Genomic DNA, 17,867 nt, shown 5'->3' with positions numbered 1-17,867 from the left:
CCGTGGAACACGCAGGCGACCGCCAGGACAGTCGTCCCTGGGGGCCGGCCCCGCGCCACCGGGGCCCACCGGTTCCGCTTTCCTCGCGAGGGGCGCGAAGCCCTCTCACGCTTCCTCGCCCCCGGGCGCGTACGTCACTGGCTCAGGCCATCCGGCTTGCGGTGCTTCCGGGGGCCCCTCGACGCCACCCCCTCGACGAAATCCTTCGCCACCCCTCATCCGCGGCCCCCAGGCCCTCGGTCGACCGACTCCAAGGGCGCACACCCGGCCGCACCCCACTGCGGGGTGCGGCCGTCGCGGGCCGGGGGCTACTTCATGTGGGTGGCGAACCAGTCCAGCATTTCCTCGGGCTCGCGCTGGAAGTGCAGGTAGCCGTCCCAGCGGGCGGTGGTTCCGTGGACCCAGACGAGTTTCTTGTCCTCGATCGGGATGTTGTCGAACATCGCCTGGACGTCGTCGGGGCGAGTCAACAGGTCGTCGTGGACCTGGTAGAGGAGGGTGGGGACGGTGACGCTCCTGGCGGCCTCGACCGGCGACATCTCGGAGAAGGGGAAGCCGACGATCAGGCGGACCTTCTCCTCCAGCTCGGCGATGCGCTCGGGCAGCCCCAGCCTCTCCAGAGTGCGCTGCATGGTGACGCCGACCGACAGCGGCTGCGGGGAGACGACGCAGCGCACGCCCTCGAAGTGCTCGGGGTACATCTGCATGGCGAACATGGTCGCGTTCGAGCCCTGGCAACGGCTGAACAGGCCGATGGTCATGTCCTTGAGGTCTTCGCGGGCGCGTACGTACTGCAGGGAGCCGACGACGTCGCGGGCTTCGAAGCGGCCACCGCTGCCGATGCCGCCGTTGCCGGTTCCGCTGTGGCCGAGGTTGCGCATGTCGTACGTGAGGACGTTGTATCCGGCCTCGTGCAGGATGCGGTAGTCGGGCACGAAGTCGACCTCGAAGTCGTTGCCGGTGCTCGCCCCGATCGACTTCCAGGGCTCCAGGTGGGCGGGGAGGCCGTAGCGGTTGAACCACAGGGGGTGGTTGGCGATGATCAGCTTGTCCGATCCGTCGCAGGGGATGTACCAGGCTTCCAGCGGCACACCGTCCATGGAGGGAAAGAACACCTCCTGGTAGGCCAGGCCGTAGTCGCCCGGGGTCTTGAGGATCGGCGAGCGCATGGGGTGGCCGAAGCCTTGCGCGATGCCGTCCAAGATGCCCTGGATCTCCTCTTCGCCAAGGGCCTGTTCCTGGTGGGTGGTGCTCATGTGCTCCTCCTTCATGTCGAGCATGTCGAGCCCGCAGGCCGGGGGAACCCGCCGGTTGTGCGGCCGGTCGCTCCGGAGAGCCCCGTCAGGACGGGTCGCCGCCTGCCGCGCGGCCGAGCACGGACAGTTGGGCCAGCCATTCGCGCAGCAGCGCGGTTTCCGAGGCACGGAGCGTGCCGACGGGACCATGGGGCATCTCCGCTTCCAGTTGCGCGGCGGCTCGCACGAGCCGCGGCGTCACCGGAGGCGCTCCGGGGACAGCCGGCGGGCTGATGACGGCCGCGGTGACGGCGTCACGCACGAGGGCCGACAGGTGGTCGTCGGCCGCCGCGCGGGTGCGGATCAGATGCAGGGTGACCCCTACCGCGGCCGAGGCCACCACGTCCGCGGCCGTCCCGGCCGGCACGCGCAGCCGTCCGGCCCTCTCCAGGTCGCGCATCATCGTCACGAGAACGGCGTGGGCGTGGTCCGCCGGGGCTGTACGGCCGTCCATCGGGCGGCCGTACATGATGGTGTAGAGCGCGGGGTTGGTCACCCCGAACTCCACGTGCATGTCCCAGCCGCGAAGAAAGTCCTCGACCGGATCCCCGGTCGTCTCCAGGGCCTGCTTGCGGGCCAGGTAGCGGCTGAACCTGTCCGCCGCCACCTCTCGCAGCAGTCCGTCCTTGTCGCCGAAGTGGTGGTACAGGGTCGGCGCCGCGACGCCTGCCGCGACGCACACCTCGCGGGTCGAGAACTCCCCGCCGGCCGAAGCCGCCAGAAGATCGGCGGCTGCGTCGATGATCAGCGCGCGGGTTCGCCGGGCCGATGAAGCTTCCTTCGCCATGTAGCGATGATACACAGAATTGCCCAGAATGCTCAAGCTGTCTTTATCAACGCTACATGAGGTCGAGGCCGCAGGCATCACGCTCTCCCCGGACGGCGCGAAGGCGCGCGGGTACCTGCTCACCGAGTTCGGCGGGAACGGGACGTACGAGTGCGCGCCGCGTGAGGGGGCGGTCGTGACCGCCGAGGAGTGGTCGGGGCCCGGCCGCCACGCGCGCCGGTTCCGGGCGGACGGCGCACCGCGGACGCCCCGGCCGCGCCCGGCCGGACCCAGGGCACGCCGGCGTGGTGACCCGGGACATCGAGTGCGCCTCCTCCTCGGCCGCCGCCGCTCCGGCGTACGGCTCTGACGCCTCCGGCCCGGAGCCGGCCGGGAAGGCGACGGCCCGTCACCCGGGTGCTAGGAGTCCCTGATCAGCTTCTTGACCTCGGGAGGGAGGTCGTCGCCGGAGTCGACGACGAAGAGGACTCCGTCGGGTGCGTCGTCCACCGCGATGGCGACGGCGGGGTCCACCCCTTCGACCGCGTAGGCGGTCGTCGATTCCGGTGGCGCCTGACCGTCCCCGTCGCCCGGTGAGTCGTCGCACGGCGGGAGGACGGCCGGTCCCAGCTTCCCGCCGGTCGTGAACTCGGCACGGGACACGTCCGCGTACAGGCGCCCGTCGTACTCGACCCGGAACGCGCAGGACGCCTCGGACCCACCGCCGCCCGGCGACGCGCATCCGGCGGACATCACGACGGTCACCGCCATCCACATCCCCACGAGGGCGCTTCGCCCGGTCGACGTCACGGTTCCCACCCGGTCACCTCCTCCCGGAGCCCCGGCTCCGGATCAGCGGACGTTACGGAAACAACGACGGAGCGGACGCCGTGTTCGTTCGGGCGGCCGCCGGTCGCCTGGTGGGTGACGTCGTGGTCGTGAGTGCCGGACCGGACACCGGCCTCCTCAGGGCCGGGTCACCGGTCCCGCAGGAGGGAGCCGTCGTGCGGGACCGGCCGGCGGGGAGCAGCGGTGTCCTCGCGGCTCACCTCGTGGTGGCGGCCGTCGGGGCGGGGAAGGGGTTTGAGGGCCACCTCGATGCGGTGGGTGGAGTCGTGGCTCACCGCGCCGCCCAGGCGGGCCTCGACCACGCCCAGGCGCAGGCCCGCCCCGCCCTCGCCGGCCCGGTGGAACTGCACCGAGAACTCCAGGGTGACCTGCTCCACATGGAACCGCCAGTCGCTCTCCGCGCCTTCCGCCTGGGCCCGCGCCAACTCCGCGCGCACCGTGCCGATGGCCTCCGCCAGTCCGATCGGTTCCGCGTTCGCCATATCAACACACCCCCGCTTTCGGTTGATTGACCGATCCACCCTCCTCACGAGTCTAGGGACACCCCACGCTTTGCACGTAATGTGAGACGGCATGGGGGAACTGCGTGCGGACTGGAGACTCAGACTGCGGCGCGAGGACGCGCACGGTCCCGTGTGCGGCGCCGGCGTGCTCGTCGACCAGGACACGGCACTGACCTGCGCGCACGTGGTGCGCCGGCCGGACGCCGTCATGTGGCTGGAGTTCGCCGAGAACGGCGGGCTCGAACCGGTCTCGGCGCGGGTCATGCCCGGTGGCTGGCTGGCGGACGGCCCCGGCGGTGAGGACGTCGCCGTGCTGCGGCTGGACAGTCCCCGACCGCAGGCGCGCCGTGCTCCGCTGGAGACCGGGCTGTGGGGCGGCATGGAGGTGTACGCGACCGGTTACGCGGAGGGCTTCGACGACGGCATGAGCCTGTGGGGGCGGATCGGCGGTGTCAGCGGTGAACAGGTGCAGCTCGACGCCGTCACCAGGTCGGAGGTGGTGCGCGCCGGGTTCAGCGGCGCCGCCGTGTGCACCCGGCCCGAGGAGGACCGGCCCACCCGGGTGGTGGGGCTCGTCGTCAGCTGGCGCGGAGACCTCGGCGCGGCCCTGCCCGAGGACAACCGGCTCTCCTTCTCATATCTGATCCCCGTCGGACGTATCGCGGAAATCTCGCCCCTCATCAAGGAGTTGACCAGTCCGGGGGCCTGGGACCACGGCTTCGAGGAGCGGCTCGGCCGGTGGTTCGACGACCCGGACGAGGACCCGGTGAAGATCACCGTGGTGCCCCCGGGCAGCGGCAAGGACCGCTCGCTGCGCCATCTGGCGCACCGCGCCCACGTCGTCCACCGCGGCGGCGCCAGCAGGCCCGACCTCATCGACCACGCGCTGGACCAGGTGACCTTCCCGGCCGGTGAGTACCTGGCGTACTGGGACTGGCTGCGCGGTGCCAAGGCCCGGCCCGAGCGGGCGGCCGACCGTGCGCCCGTACGGCCGGTCACGGTCCTCGTCGACGGGCTCGACGAGGAGCCGCAGCCGGGACCCCTCATCGAGATCCTGTCCCGGTTACGGACGTTCGGCTTCCGGCTGCTGCTCGTCTTCCGCCACGAGGGCGGGCCCGGCTGGGCCGCCTCCCGTGACCTCCTCCTGCGGCCCGCGCTCCTCCACCACGCGGACACCCTGCTCGACCGCCTGCAGCGGGCGGAGTTCAGCCGGGCGATACGCCGCGACATCGTCGACAGCGCCTCCCTCGGCTCCGTGACCGAGACCGCCGACCGGCACCGCGCCACCCGCCGCCTGCTCGACGACGTACGGGACCCGCAGCAGCAGCTCACCCGGCTGCGCGCGCTGATCAGGACCCTGCGCGCCGACCTGAGACGCTGCGGGGACCGGTGACGCCGTGCACCGTCCGGGCCGGGAGGGGAAGGAGAGGCACGCGAGGATGACGACCTGCCCGCACCGGCGTTTCACCGGGGCCCCCTGCGGCGGCACCGTCCTGCCCACCGGCTACTGCGCCGTCTGCGGTCGCGCGCAGGACGGCCCCGGACTGCCCGCCCTGCCGGAGGACCCCCGCGCACTCGGCCCCCGCGAACTCCTCACGCTCCCCGAACGCGAGCCGCGCCCCGCCGGGGAACGCCTCGTCCGGCCCGAGGCCCCGCCGCGCATCCGCATGAGCTGCTCGTCCGCCGACTGCGGCATCACCTTCGCCCCGCCCTACACCGAGGGCCCGGTGCCGATCGAGGGGTTCTGTCCGGCGTGCGGCGAGCGCTACTCGTACCGGCCCGAACTCGTCGAGGGCGACCTGCTGCGCGACCAGTACCGCGTCATGGGGCCCATCGCGCACGGCGGCCAGGGCTGGGTCTACCTCGCCGAGGACACCCATCTCGGTGACGTCGTCGCCGTCAAGGGACTGCTCAACCGGTACGAGCACGACGGCGCCCGCCTCGCCGACGTCGAACGCCGCAACCTCGTCGCCATCCGCCACCCCCGCATCGTCCAGATCCGCGACTTCGTCGCCCGCCGGGACGACACCGGCCGGGTCACCGGCGGTTACATCGTCATGGACGACGTCGGTGACGGCACCCTCGCGAAGGTCGTCGAGGAGGTCCGGCGCGGGGAGTCCGTCCTCGACATCGAGCACGTCGCGACGTACGGCTGCCAGATCCTCGAGGCCTTCGTCCATCTGCACGCCGACGGCGAACGGGTCTTCGTCTACGGGGACATGAAGCCCTCCAACGTCGTGCACCACCGGGACGGCATCAAGGTCATCGACCTCGGCGGCATGCGCGAGCAGGGACAGAGCCTGCCGCCCGCCCATGTCACGCCCGACTACATGGCGCCCGAGACCGGGACCTCGGCCGTGCCCACCGTCGCCCACGACCTGCACACCGTCGGCGTCACCCTGCGGGAACTCGCCCGCTGGGCCGTCGCCGGCGTGCCCGGTCTCGGCACCGCCTCCTTCGACCGGGTCGTCGACCGTGCCGTACGGACCGACCCGGGCCGCCGCTTCGCCGACGCCCGCGAGATGGTCGGCCAACTGCGCGGCGCCCTGCGGGAGATCCGCGCGCTGCGCGGCAAGAGCGACCCGCCGGAGCCCTCCGACCACTTCCGGCCGTCCAGCAGACTGCCCGGCGCCCGGCTCGGCACGGTGCCGGACATCGGGCACTGGCTGGACCGGCCCCGCCGCGACCGTTACCAGCCGCCCGTGGCGCCGGTCCTCGACCTCGGCACGCCCACCCCCACCGAGATCGCCGCCTGTCTGCCGGTGCCCAGGCCGTATCCGGGCGATCCGCAGGCCACCCGGTTCGAGGTGAGCAGCGGCTACGATCCGGGCCGGCTCCTGGAGCAGGAGGAGGACAAACCGCGCTCGGTGGAGATCCGCCTGCACAACGTGCGTGTCCTGCTGGGCCGGAACACCCGCGACGACCTGCGGCGGGCCCAGGAGGAACTGGACACGGCCGACTCCGTCCCCGGGCCGTCCGCCGTGCGCCGGTGGCGGCTGGAGTGGCACCGCGCCCTGCTCGCGCTGTGCAGCGCCGGCCTCGACGACGCCCCCAGGCAGGTCGCCGAGGCCCGCCACCACTTCACCCAGGTCCACCTCGAACTGCCTGGTGAGTACGCGCCGAAACTGGCCCTCGCCCACTGTGCGGAGTGGCTCGGCGACGACACCGCCGAGCCCACGGCCAAGGAACTGTACGAGGCGGTGTTCGCCCGCAACCCCGCGCACGGCGGCGCCGCCCTCGGCCTGGCCCGGCTCGCGCTGCGCGCACGCGACCGCCGGACCGCCATCGACGTGCTCGGCCGGGTCGGGCCGGGCACGCTGGACCACACCGTCGCCCGGATCGCCGCCCTGCGCATCCGCGCGGCCCGGCTGCCCGGGGACGGTGATCCGCTGCCCCTGCCCGCCGAGGTCGACGCGGCGCTGGCCGAACTGCACGGTCTGGTGGGCCGGCGGCCGGGCGACGGGGAGCCGAGCCTGTCCGAGGACGAGGCGCTGCGTCTGAGCACCGAGCTCCACGAGTGGAAACTGGACGCGGTGCACAGCCTCAGCGACCGTCCCGGCGCTCCGGGAGGGGGCACCGGACGGCTCACCGCCCGCGCCCTGCGCCGGCTGAGCGCTCCGGAGCGCGAGGCGCGCGAGCGGCTGGAGTCGCTCTACCGGCGGCTGGCGGCACACCACCAGGAGCCCGCCGCCCACGAACACCTGGTGGACCTCATGCACGCGGTACGGCCGCAGACCGTGTTCTGACCGCACGGCACGACGGGAACGGGACGGACGGCACCCGGCGACGAAGGTGAAGGAAGGAACGGTGACGTACGACATGAGCGGCCCCACCCGGCCTCCGCAGCCGGGCATCCGGCTCCACGTCGACCTCGGCGGTGACCCGCGCCCGCACCGCAGTGCGAAGATCGAGGCACATCTGCGGGTCGACGTGGCCGCCCACGGCGCCCCCACCGACCTGCCCGCGGTCCAGCTCGCGGTGATCATCGCGGTGGACGTCGCCGAGTCCCACCGGGCGGCCGTCCGGCACGCCCTGCCGGCGGCGCTGCGCGCCCTGCCCGACCGGATCTCCTTCGCCGTGCTCGGCAGCGGCCCCGAGCCGGTCCGCTGCTATCCGCGGGGCGACGACGAGTGGGCCGTCGCCGACCAGGACGTGAGGCGCCGGGCCGCCTTCGTCGCGGGTTCGCTCCCGCTGCACCGGGAGGGGCCGCGTCCCGCGGGGTACGCCGCCTGGGTGGCCGGGGCGCGCGCCCTGCTCGCCGGCCGGCCGGTGTCCGTACGCCATCTGGTGCTGATCACCGACGGCAGCAGTGCCGCCGCCACCGACGAGCACCGGCTGGAGGAGGAACTGGACGCCTGTGCCGGGCGGTTCACCTGTGATGTGTTCGCCGTGGGCTCGGACTGGACCCCCGACCCGCTGCTCGCCCTCGCCGAACGGCTGCACGGCACGGCCGAGTTCGTGGACGACGGACTGGGCCGCGCGATCACCGACGCCATCCAGCGGCTGCGCCGGGTGCACACTCCCCAGCTGCCGATCGAGGTGACGGTACGGCCCTCCGTGCGCCAGGTCTCGCTCAGCGAGAAGGCGCCCCGGCCGCACCGCCTCGGCGGACTGCCCGAGCCCGGCCGGCCGCACTGCTGGAGCTTCCCGACCTACCAGTGGGAGCAGGGCGGACGCGACTATCTCCTCACCCTGGTCGCCGACTCCGACGGCGACCCGCTGGAGACCGAACTGCAGTTCGCCATGGTCTCCGTCGGTGAGGTCCACGCGCCCGTCACCGCCCGCTGGCACCTGCCCGGGCAGTCCCCGCCGCACGCCCCGGCGGGCGCCGACAGCGTGCGCACCCTCAACGCCACCGCCCGGATGCGCAGCGCCCTGCGCCAGGGACTCGTGGCCCTGCGGGAACACCGGCGCGACACCGCGGAGGACCGTCTGGGGCAGGCCGCCCGGCTGGCGGCGCGGTTCGGCACGGACTGGGTGCTGGACGAGATCCGCGCGGTCGCCCGCATCGAGGACGCGGCCGAGGGGCGGGTCCGGCTGCGCCCCGTCGACGCCGGCACTCTCGGCCCGATGATCCTGCGCGCCGGGTCCCGTCCCGGCGGCCCCCTGGCCGACGCCGTCGGCGCCCGGCCGGGGCCGGGCTGCGGCAACTGCGGTGCCCCGGCGGGGAGCGAGGCCCGTTACTGCATCGTGTGCGGGGAGAGACTGCTGTGACGGCCGGACGCGCCGGCTCCCGGCGCCGGTACTCCCCCGCCGCCTTCTGGCGCGGGCGTCTGGGCTCCCGGCGGACCCGCCGGCTGCTGGAGGCGCATCTGCTGGTGTTGTTCCTGCTCACGGCCGTGGCGTCGACCGCCCTGTTCCTCTCCAGCCGTCAGGTCCAGCACGGCGCCGAGGCGCTGGCGTCCCGCGAGGCACCGGCCGTGCAGGGGCTCGCCGCCAGCAGGCTCGCGGCCCTGCGGGCCCAGGAAGAAGTCGACTACCTGGTGGAGAGGAACCTCATCGGCGTCGTGGGCTCCGGCGAGGCCTACCGGTCCCAGCTCTCGGCCGCCGACCAGGGCCTGTCCCGGATCGCCGACCGCACGGACCAGGACCTCGGCACGGTCAAGGGTCTGCTCGCCACCTACAGCGACTCCCTCGCCCTCGGCACCTCCCTCTACCGTGACCAGCCACTCATGCGGGAACTGAGGCTCCGGGAGGCCGAGTCGCTGCTCACCCGCGACACGGTGGGAGTCGCACCGCGTCTGAAGGTCCTGCAGCGAAGCCAGTTGGAGCACGCCGAGGCCACCGCCGCCATGGGGTGGTGGCAGCGCGCCGGGTGGTGGATCACCGAACTCTCCCTGGCCGCGGTGGCGCTGACCCTCCTCTCGGCGCTGTTCGTGCTGCGCGACCGCTGCGGCCGTGACTGGAATCCGTACCTGCTCGCGGCCTTCGTCCTCACCGTGCTGCTCGCGGTGGTCCCGCTGATGACGGCGTACTCCACCCAGGACGATCTCACCGGGGCGCTCGGGGACCTGCGGCGGATCACCGAGGAGTCCTGGGGGAACGGCCCGCCGGACGAGGCGCAGCAGAGGGTCACGGAGATGTCGGAGAAGGTCCGGCTGCGGCTGGCCGACGGCGCGTGGACCGAATCGGTGTACCGGGGTGCTCTCGTCGGGAGCCTGCTGGCCGTCGTCCTGCCCGCGCTGGGGCTCGGTCTGCGGCTCGACAAGGACTACTGGAGGCGACGGTGACCCGGCGGTTCAGGATGCTGGTGTTCGTGATGGTCATGCTGCTGGTCGCCGCCGGCGGCATGGTGGTGGTCTGGGCGCAGCACGACGAGGAGCCGGTGACCATCCTCGGGACGTGGACGGCCGGGCAGGCGGAGCAGTTCGAGGACGTGCTGCGGGATTTCGGCATCCCCTTCCGCTACCAGGGCACCGCGGCCCAGCGGGAGGTGCTGCTCTCCAAGGTGCAGTCGGGCGAGCCCCCGGACATCGTGATCATGCCGGGCCTCGGGGAACTCGCCGAGTACGCCGAGAGCGGCCTTCTGGAGCCGCTGGACGCGTTCTACGAGCCGCGGGAGTACGGCGCTCCCTGGATGCCGGCCGGTTCGTCCTCCGGACATGTGTACTGGGTACCGGTCAAGGCGGATCTGAAGAGCATCGTCTGGTACCGCGAGGGCGAGGAACCGGGTGACGCCCCTGCCCCGTTGAGGAGTTGGTGCGTCGGCATGGGGGACGACGGCGCCTCCGGCTGGCCCGGCACCGACTGGATCGAGGACCTCGTGCTGCAACGGGAGGGCCCGGAGGTCTACGAGAAGTGGGCGCTGGGCGCGGGCCGGGTGAAGTGGTGGCGCAGTGACGCGGTGCGCACCGCCTGGGAGGCCTGGGACGGTCTGCTGCGGCAGGACGGGCGCGCGGCCGAGAGGGCCCTGCTCACCGACCACCGCGGCGCCCCGGACGGCAACGGACTGCTGTTCGACGGCCCGCGCGGATGCACCCTGGAGCACCAGGGTTCCTTCGCGCTCTCCTTCTACCGGTCCGACGCGCGGCACGCGCGCCTGACGGACTCCGCTCCGCTCCTGCCGGACGGCGGCGGCCGGGTCCGGGCCCACGAGGTGACCGGCGACTTCGCGGCGCTGTTCAGCGACCGTCCCGAGGCGCAGGAGCTGATCGAACGGCTGGCGTCGGAGGAGGGACAGCGGGCATGGGCCGACCGGGCGGGCGTCTTCTCGGCGAACCGCCGGGTGAAGCCGCGGGGCGACGCGGTCAAGGGCGAGATCGCCCGGCGGCTCCGGGAGGGGCCCCGCTGCCTGGACGCCTCGGACGTCATGGCGCCCGCCGTGCGGGACGCCTTCTACGAGGCCGTGCTGCTGACCCTCGCACGGGCCGCCGCCGGCCGGGACCCCGACGTTCCGGGCCTCCTCCAGGACGTACAGCGGGTGCAGGACGCGCAGTCCCCGCCGGGGGCCGGCGGCAGGGCGGCTCCGAAGAGGGTGTGCAGTACGCGGTGAGCGACGGGTGGTGCCTCCCGCATGCGGCACGACGGCCGGTTCCGCCCGGTGCCCGCCGGGCGGAACCGGCCCGGGGTCACGCTGTCGGCGGAGGGACGGAATTCCGGGCCCGTACACCTGGCTCCAGGGAACCGGTCGAGCGAGCGATCATGCGAGAACGGCGAGGAGGGCATGGGAACGGGGCCGCGCGAACGACGGGACGCAAGGGCACGGTGCCGCCCCGCACGGCTCCACCATAAAGCGATCTCGACCACAGGAAAGGACCTCGCGAAAATCATCCAGCGAATTCATGACCAATCAAAGGTGTCCAATAAATGAACGACCCGCTGCACTGAATTCTTTGCGAGAGATTTCACGGCATACTGTTAATGTCCCGCGTCGTGACCGATTTGTTGACAGCGCGGACCCGTACGCAACCGCCGGCCGGGCAACGAGCGCGCGTGGCGCGGCTGGTCGTCGGACTCGTGACGGGGGCCGTGCTGGTGTACTCCGTGACGACGGCCCGGCTGCACGGGGACATCCGGTATGTGCTGGCGTGTCTGCGCAGTGGTGAGGCGGTCGGCATTTCGCCGTCGGAGACCTTTACCCACCGGCCGTATTTCTACCGGTGGTTCCTGTACTGCCTCGATCAGCTGGGAACCGGTCCCACCGCGGTGCGCGAGGCGGTCCTGCGGGGCGCCGGTGTGCTGCTGTGCCTCGCCACCGGGCTCGCCCTGCGCGCGGCGCTGCGGCGGCGGCTGCCGGGCCGGGAGGCGGATCTGGCCGGTGCCGCGGTGGCCCTGGTGCTCGCGCTGGCGCCGCGCACCGACTTCCTGCAGCCGGAGTGGACGGCCGCGCTGCTGTCGGTGCTCGCGGTGGCCGTCGTGCTCGCCGGCGAACGGCCCCTGCCCGCCGCGGCGCTCGCGGCCGTACCGCTGGGGCTCGCGGTGATGATGAAGTACTCCACCGCCGCGACCGCGCTCATCGCGCTGCTGGCCGTCTTCGCCGCCGACCGGGTGCGCGCGCTGCTCCTCGCCGCCGCGACGGCCGCGTCGAGCGTGCTGCTGCTGGGCTTCAGCCTCTGGTCGGGGTCGCGGGAGTGGCAGTGGGTCCGGGACATGCCGCAGATCAACCAGGGTTCGCTGTCCCGGCAGGGCGTGCGGCCCGGGGAACTCCTCACCCGCTCGGTCGACTTCCTCGCGGACCGGGCCGTCCTCAGCCCCGTCCTGCTCCTGCTGCCCGCGGCGCTGCTCCTGCTGCTCGCCTGCCAGGAGGACCGGCGCCGGCGCACCGAGTGGGCGGTGCTCGCCGTGGCGGGGGCCGCCGTGGGGCTGGGCGCGGTCGTGGTGCAGGGCAACTGGTTCGCGTACCACGGCGCCGCGCTGCCGGTGGGCGCCGCCGCGCTGTGGGGGCTCGCGGTGGCGCGCTGGTACGGGGTGCGGGGGCGGGTGCCGGTGGGTTTCCTGGCGGTCAGCGGCGTGATCGCCGTCCTGGCGCCGTGGTACTCCGCCGCCCCGCAGGGGCTGCAGCGGTCGGCGGTCGTGTGGGGGGCGGGGGGCGTCGCGCTCGGCGTCGCGTTCCTCGACGTGCGGCGCCCGACCCGGGGCGGCTCCGGGTTGCGGGTGCCGGCCGCCGTGGTGGGGATCGGGCTGGTCGCGGTGGCCGTCTGGCCGTCCTCCCCCCATCTCATGAACCGCGGCGAGGTGGGCAGTACCAACGCCGCGTACCTGCGGGCCTCCGAGGAGAGGGCCGACGAGGCGGCCGAGGTGCGGCGGCGGCTGCCGGACGGGGCGCTCGTGCAGTACCTCGCCTTCGGCGACGAGGCGTACTTCATCGGGCACGCCTCGCCGTGCCCCTACCCGATCCCGACGTTCCTGCAGCGCACCCGCTACCTCCCGGACGTGAGCACCCTCGACTCGTACGCCGAGAACGCCCGTTGCCTGGACGAGGACCCGCCGCGGTACGCGGTGCTGAACCGCGGCTGGTTCCCTCCGGGGAAGATCGACCGGGAGCTGGCGCGGCGGATCGAGGCGCGCTACGCCTGCCCGCCGGCGCCCGCGAGGCAGCTCGTCGTGTGCCGGCTGCGGTGAGCACGGGCCGACGCGCCCGTACGGCGACGGCCACCGCCCCCGTCCGGGGCGGTGGCCGTCGCCGTACCGCGGCTCACCGGGCGCCGATCAGCTCCATGACCCGGTGCGCCATCGCCACGGCGTAGTTCTGTCCCCGGTCCTGCGGGTAGACCTGCGCCATCGTGGCCAGCGTGACCCGGCTCATCGTCGTCTCGTGCGGCGGGATGAGCTCCCGGTACTCCGGGGTGACGACGGGCTGCGCGAAGGGGGCGCGGGAGAAGTGCCGGCGGGAGATCCAGGAGCGGTCGAAGTCCGGGTTCAGGCGTCGCAGCCAGGGCGTGTACGCCTCCAGCAGGTCCTCCGGGTCGGAGGTGAAGCGCCAGTCGTCGCGCGGCACGTAGTTCCCGACGTACACGATGTGCTTGCCGCCGTACTCCGCCGGGTCCACCATCCGGGTGTGCTCGACGACGGCCAGGAACGGGAAGTCGGTGTCGTTGACGTTGAGCCAGTAGTACGGGATGAGGCTGCGGTCCAGCTCCAGCACGAGGCAGGTCGCGCCGAGGTACTGGTTGCGCCACGTCACGTCGTCGGACGGCAGTCCCGCGGCCCGGGCGAAGGCGGGCTGCGGGACGGTGACGACGACGTGGTCGAAGCCGTACGACGACCCGTCCTCGGTGTCGACCGTCACCGTGTCGCCGTCCTGCCGGATACGCGTCAGCCGCTTGCCGAACTCGATCTTCCCGCCGCGTGAGGCGACCGCGTCCGCCAGCGCCGCGTACACCTTGTCGAACCCGCCGTGCACATAGCCCAGTTCGAAGGTGCGGCAGTGCACCCGGGCCCACAGCCAGGCCATGGACACCTCTTCGGCGCGCTCCCCGAACTTGCCGCGCAGCAGCGGCTCCCAGATCTCCTCCGTGGCACGCCGTCCGGCCCAGCGGCGCAGCCAGCTCAGCGCCGTGCGGTCGTTGAAGCGCTCACCCTTGCGGACGGCCTTCAGCGCGGCGGAGGAGAACGCGAAGCGCAGTGCCGGCAGCGGCGGGAGGAAGCGCAGCATCTGCAGCGGGGTGCTGAAGGGGCGCAGCCGTCCGGCGCGGTAGATGCCGGTGGTGGGCTTGTGGAAGCGCAGGGACGAGCCCAGGCCCAGCTCCTCGATCAGCTCGATCATGGCGTGGTCGGAGCGGAAGATGTGGTGGTAGTAGCGCTCCAGCGGTGTGCCCTGCACGGTCAGTGAGGCGGCCAGGCCGCCCAGTTCGTCGGCCGCTTCCAGCACCGTGACCGTATGTCCGGCCTTGACCGCGTCGTAGGCGGCGGTCAGTCCGGTGGCGCCGGCGCCGATGATGCCCAGGTTCACGCGAAGCTCCACTTCCGGTTGAGCACGAATTGCACCGCCAGGACCAGCGGCAGGGAGGCGGCCTTGACCAGGTTCGGGTCGGCTCCGAGCCGGCCGGCGAAGAACCACAGCAGCCCGAAGGTGAGCGCGATACCGACCAGGCCGACGGCGTAGAAGCGCACGAAACGCAGCAGCGGACGGTCGCGCTTGCCGAAGGTGAAGACCGCGTTGAGGATGAAGTTGTTGGTGATGCCGAGGGTGGTACTGACGCCGTTGGCGATCTGCTCGTGCCAGCCCAGGACGTTGAAGAGGAGCGCGAAGGCGGCCAGGTCCAGGGCGACTCCGCTGCCGCCGACGAGGGTGTAGCTGACCAGTTGGCGGAGGTCGCGTCGCGGGCGCCGCCCGGTCGGTGCGGGCGTGTCAGTGACCGTCATGGCGGACCACCTGCCGGACGATGTACAGCGGCCGTCCCTGGGCCTCGCTGTACGTGCGCCCGATGTACGAGCCGAGCACCCCGAGCGAGAGCATCTGCACCCCGCCGAGGAACAGCACGACGACCATGAGCATGGTCCAGCCGGACACCGTGATGTCGGGCCGGAACACCTTCATCGCCAGCGCGTAGAGGATGCCCGCGAAGGAGAGGGTGAGCACCAGGAACCCGAGGCGGGTGATGAGCTTCAGCGGAACCGTGGAGAAGCCGGTCACCCCGTCGATCGCCAGCCGCGCCATCTTCCGCAGCGGGTACTTGGTCTCGCCGGCGAACCGCTCGTCCCGGTCGAAGTACACCTCGGTCTGGACGAAGCCCATCGAGGCGACGATGCCGCGCACGAACCGGCTGCGTTCGCGGTAGCGCCGCAGCTCGTCGGCGACCCGCCGGTCCAGCAGCCGGAAGTCCCCGGTGTCCAGGGGGATGTCGACCTCCGTGCACGCGCGCAGGACCCTGTAGTACGCGGCGGCCGTCGCCCGCTTGAACAGCCCGTCCTGCCGGGACCGGCGGCGGGCGTGCACGATCTCCGCGCCGTCCCGCCAGGCGTCGATGAGCTCCAGGCTCACCCGCGGGGGGTCCTGCAGATCGGTGTCCATCACGATCACCGCGTCGCCGCGCGCCTCGTCCAGTCCGGCCGTGATCGCCATCTGGTGCCCGAAGTTGCGCGCGAAGTCGACCACGCACACCCGCGGATCGTTCTTCGCCAGGTCGCGGAGGATCGCCAGGGAGGCGTCGGACGAACCATCGTTGACGTACACCAGTTCGAAAGAAAGTTCCGGGCGGGTGTCGATCGCCTCCACGAGTTCGTCGTGGAAGCGCCGTATGCCGTCCTGCTCGTTGAACACCGGCAGCACGTAGCTGATCAGTGCGGTTCCGCCGGGGCTCTCCCGGGGGCGCGGCACCGGTGACGGCGCCGCGGGGGCGGATGTGTCTGACATTGCCGCGACGCTAGGGAGCACTGCTGAACGGCGGGCGAACGGCCGGTGGTCTTCCGCGCTCGAACAGGTGGCGAGCGGTCACCCACCGAAAACTCGGCTGCGCCGTGCAACCGTTCGGGGTGATGATCGGTCTTCACATCGACCACATCGGTCGTATTGACGAGGAGCTCCTCATTTCCGCCATACGCAAGACCCTCACCGCCACCGCCGTCGCCACCGCGGTCCTGGCGGGTTCCGCCGCCTGCGGCACCGTGGAGAACCTGTCCGCGGGACAGAAGCTCGACCAGGCCTTCGAGAAGCTCGGCGAGAAGCGCTCGCTCTCCTTCGAGCTGGACCTGGACACCGACGCCGCGTCGCTGAAGGCGCTGGACGCCGGGGCGGAACCCGGCGAGGAAATACCCGAAGAACTCGCCGAACTGCTCAGCGACGCGCGGGTATCCCTGTCGGTGCGCTCCAAGAAGCCGCTCGGGGAGTCCGGCGAGAAGGACCTCGACGGCATGGCGCTGAAGTTCGGCGGCCCGGACGGCGACCTGTTCGAGTACCGGCTGGTCGGCGACTACACCTACGTCCGTGCCGACCTGGACGCGGTCGGGCGGATGAGCGGCAGCCCCATGCCGTCGGCCGACGAACTGCCCGACAGCGCCGGGGCGTTCAAGAAGCTCCTGGCCGGTGAGTGGATCAAGATCTCGACGAAGGAGGTCGAGGAGGCCGGCGGGCGGATGTCGGGGGCGGAGGGCGCCGAGGACGGGGAGCCCTCGGCGGACCCCACGCTCGACGCCAAGACGCAGAAGAAGCTCACCAAGGCACTGCGGCAGGTCATCGCCAAGGAGGTCGACTTCAAGACCTCCGACGGGCCGGACGGCACCGAACACATCGAGGCCACGGCGCCCTTCCGCACGCTGATGACCGAACTGACCGGCAAGCTGGCCCCGTTGGCGGAGGAACTGCCGCCGGGCGCCGAACTGCCGACGGCCGAGGACTTCAAGGACGCGCCGAACAAGAAGGTCACGGCCGACTTCACACTGAAGAACGGCGAGCTGACCGAGGTCTCCATCGACCTGGCCGAGCTGGCGGAGAAGGCGAAGGTCAAGAAGTTCGCGCTGGTGCTGCGCCTGGGCGGGGGCGAGAAGGCCACGGCCCCGGCGAACGCCACCGAGGTGCGCGTCGAGGAGCTCATGGAGGGCTTCTTCGGCGGCTTCGCGGCGGGGGCGCTCGGCGAGGAGGCGTTCATGGAGGGCACCGAGGTCTGACCTCACCCGGTACAGGCTGTATCGAGATCTGACCCCACCCGGTACAGGCGGTTCCGGCCGCCTGTACCGGCCGCCCGGCGGAAAAAGGGGTGCGTGCCGGCTCCGCCCGTGTCAGGCTCCGGCGGTGCGTCGTGAACAGATCTCCCTGCTTGCCCACGCGGATCACCCGATCGCGGCCCCGCTCGACGACGACTCGGTACGGCGGCTGCTGGAACGTGCTGTCCCGCACGACAACGCCCGGGTGCTCGACCTCGGCTGCGGCGGCGGGGAGTGGCTGCTGCGCGCCCTGGCCGCGTATCCGGGACTGCGGGCCGAGGGCGTGGACGTCTCCGCGGGCTCGCTGGAGCGTGCCCGGGAGGCGGCGCGCGTGCGCGGGGTTCAGGAACGCCTCGTGCTCCATCACGAGGATGCCCGGGATTTCGCCGCCTCCCACGCCTTCGACCTGGTGATCAGCGTCGGGGCCACCCATGCCTTCGGCGGTCTGCCCGCCACCCTCGCGGCGGCCCGCGGGCACCTGGCTCCCGGCGGACGCGTCCTGATCGGTGACGGGTTCTGGGCGCGGGAGCCCTCCCCCGAGGCCGTCGGGATGCTCGGCGAGCTCAGCGACCTGCCGGCCACGACGGACCGCGTCGTCGCCGACGGATGGACCCCCGTCCACGGGCACATCAGCACACGTGAGGAGCTCGACGACTACGAGTGGGCGTGGACGGGATCGCTGGCCTCATGGGCCCTGGACCACCCGGACGACCCGGACAGCGCGCAGGCCCTGGCCACGGCCACCGCCCACCGCGACGGCTGGCTGCGCGTCTACCGGGACGTCTTCGGCTTCGTCTGCCTGGTGCTGCGCCCGACGTCCGGCCGATCCGGACCGCGCACGATGCCGTGAGGCGGTAAGGAACCCGATGCCCC

The 17,867-nt window shown here is 72.4% G+C and carries 15 protein-coding genes; 8 read left to right on the top strand and 7 right to left on the bottom strand.

Translation table 11 applies throughout. The features are described 5' to 3' along the window. Positions 1-308: 308 nt before the first annotated feature. The 4 genes from IH50_RS0104940 to IH50_RS0104925 form a co-directional block, all read right to left on the bottom strand. A complete protein-coding gene (locus IH50_RS0104940; protein ID WP_030857623.1) occupies positions 309-1,256 on the bottom strand; it encodes an alpha/beta hydrolase family protein in 948 nt (315 codons plus the stop codon). Positions 1,257-1,341: 85 nt separating this feature from the next. After that, positions 1,342-2,118, bottom strand: coding sequence for a TetR/AcrR family transcriptional regulator (locus IH50_RS41940; protein ID WP_234328085.1), 777 nt, complete (start codon positions 2,116-2,118; stop codon positions 1,342-1,344). Between the two features lie 363 nt (positions 2,119-2,481). Continuing rightward, on the bottom strand, positions 2,482-2,880 hold the full coding sequence (locus tag IH50_RS0104930) for a DUF6281 family protein (RefSeq protein WP_199822044.1): 399 nt from the start codon (positions 2,878-2,880) through the stop codon (positions 2,482-2,484). A gap of 158 nt (positions 2,881-3,038) precedes the next feature. Next, positions 3,039-3,392: a trypco2 family protein gene (locus tag IH50_RS0104925; protein WP_030857616.1), complete on the bottom strand. Its 354-nt coding sequence runs from the start codon at positions 3,390-3,392 to the stop codon at positions 3,039-3,041. A gap of 91 nt (positions 3,393-3,483) precedes the next feature. On the opposite strand from IH50_RS0104925, the gene IH50_RS0104920 reads away from it, so the two are divergent. The 6 genes from IH50_RS0104920 to IH50_RS0104895 all read left to right on the top strand — a co-directional run bounded on the left by IH50_RS0104920 (position 3,484) and on the right by IH50_RS0104895 (position 12,974). Then, positions 3,484-4,806, top strand: a complete 1,323-nt coding sequence (locus IH50_RS0104920) for a S1 family peptidase (protein ID WP_030857614.1) — start codon at positions 3,484-3,486, stop codon at positions 4,804-4,806. A gap of 46 nt (positions 4,807-4,852) precedes the next feature. Then, positions 4,853-7,159 carry a tetratricopeptide repeat protein gene (locus IH50_RS0104915; protein WP_030857612.1) on the top strand — a complete coding sequence of 769 codons (2,307 nt, stop codon included), beginning with the start codon at positions 4,853-4,855 and terminating at the stop codon, positions 7,157-7,159. 61 nt (positions 7,160-7,220) lie between these two features. After that, the gene (locus IH50_RS0104910) at positions 7,221-8,627 is read left to right on the top strand and encodes a hypothetical protein (protein ID WP_234328084.1); all 1,407 of its coding nucleotides are present in this window, start codon (positions 7,221-7,223) and stop codon (positions 8,625-8,627) included. Further along, entirely contained in the window at positions 8,624-9,643 is a 1,020-nt protein-coding gene (locus tag IH50_RS0104905; protein WP_030857608.1) for a hypothetical protein, read from the top strand. Before IH50_RS0104910 ends, IH50_RS0104905 begins: the two co-directional genes overlap by 4 nt. Next, entirely contained in the window at positions 9,640-10,905 is a 1,266-nt protein-coding gene (locus tag IH50_RS0104900) for an ABC transporter substrate-binding protein (RefSeq protein WP_030857606.1), read from the top strand. The genes IH50_RS0104905 and IH50_RS0104900 overlap by 4 nt, the downstream gene beginning before the upstream one ends. Before the next feature lie 440 nt (positions 10,906-11,345). Then, positions 11,346-12,974 (top strand): hypothetical protein, encoded by a 1,629-nt coding sequence (locus tag IH50_RS0104895; RefSeq protein WP_051767170.1) that lies wholly within the window; start codon positions 11,346-11,348, stop codon positions 12,972-12,974. A gap of 73 nt (positions 12,975-13,047) precedes the next feature. On the opposite strand, the gene IH50_RS0104890 is transcribed toward IH50_RS0104895, so the two are convergent. The 3 genes from IH50_RS0104890 to IH50_RS0104880 are packed head-to-tail and all read right to left on the bottom strand — an operon-like array spanning position 13,048 to position 15,708. After that, positions 13,048-14,304: an NAD(P)/FAD-dependent oxidoreductase gene (locus tag IH50_RS0104890; protein WP_037872014.1), complete on the bottom strand. Its 1,257-nt coding sequence runs from the start codon at positions 14,302-14,304 to the stop codon at positions 13,048-13,050. Continuing rightward, complete coding sequence (locus IH50_RS0104885) at positions 14,301-14,717, bottom strand: GtrA family protein (protein ID WP_030857601.1); 417 nt, start codon at positions 14,715-14,717, stop codon at positions 14,301-14,303. The genes IH50_RS0104890 and IH50_RS0104885 overlap by 4 nt, the downstream gene beginning before the upstream one ends. Further along, a complete protein-coding gene (locus IH50_RS0104880) occupies positions 14,704-15,708 on the bottom strand; it encodes a glycosyltransferase family 2 protein (RefSeq protein ID WP_030857600.1) in 1,005 nt (334 codons plus the stop codon). The genes IH50_RS0104885 and IH50_RS0104880 overlap by 14 nt, the downstream gene beginning before the upstream one ends. A gap of 122 nt (positions 15,709-15,830) precedes the next feature. On the opposite strand from IH50_RS0104880, the gene IH50_RS0104875 reads away from it, so the two are divergent. After that, a complete protein-coding gene (locus IH50_RS0104875) occupies positions 15,831-16,958 on the top strand; it encodes a hypothetical protein (protein WP_078913868.1) in 1,128 nt (375 codons plus the stop codon). Positions 16,959-17,082: 124 nt separating this feature from the next. Beyond that, positions 17,083-17,844 carry an SAM-dependent methyltransferase gene (locus IH50_RS0104870; RefSeq protein ID WP_030857597.1) on the top strand — a complete coding sequence of 254 codons (762 nt, stop codon included), beginning with the start codon at positions 17,083-17,085 and terminating at the stop codon, positions 17,842-17,844. Positions 17,845-17,867 lie beyond the last annotated feature (23 nt).

The organism is Streptomyces sp. NRRL S-37, assembly GCF_000721605.1.
Taxonomy (GTDB): Bacteria; Actinomycetota; Actinomycetes; order Streptomycetales; family Streptomycetaceae; genus Streptomyces.
The sequence above is the reverse complement of the archived record's forward strand: the minus strand, read 5'-3'. Positions and strand labels throughout refer to the sequence as shown.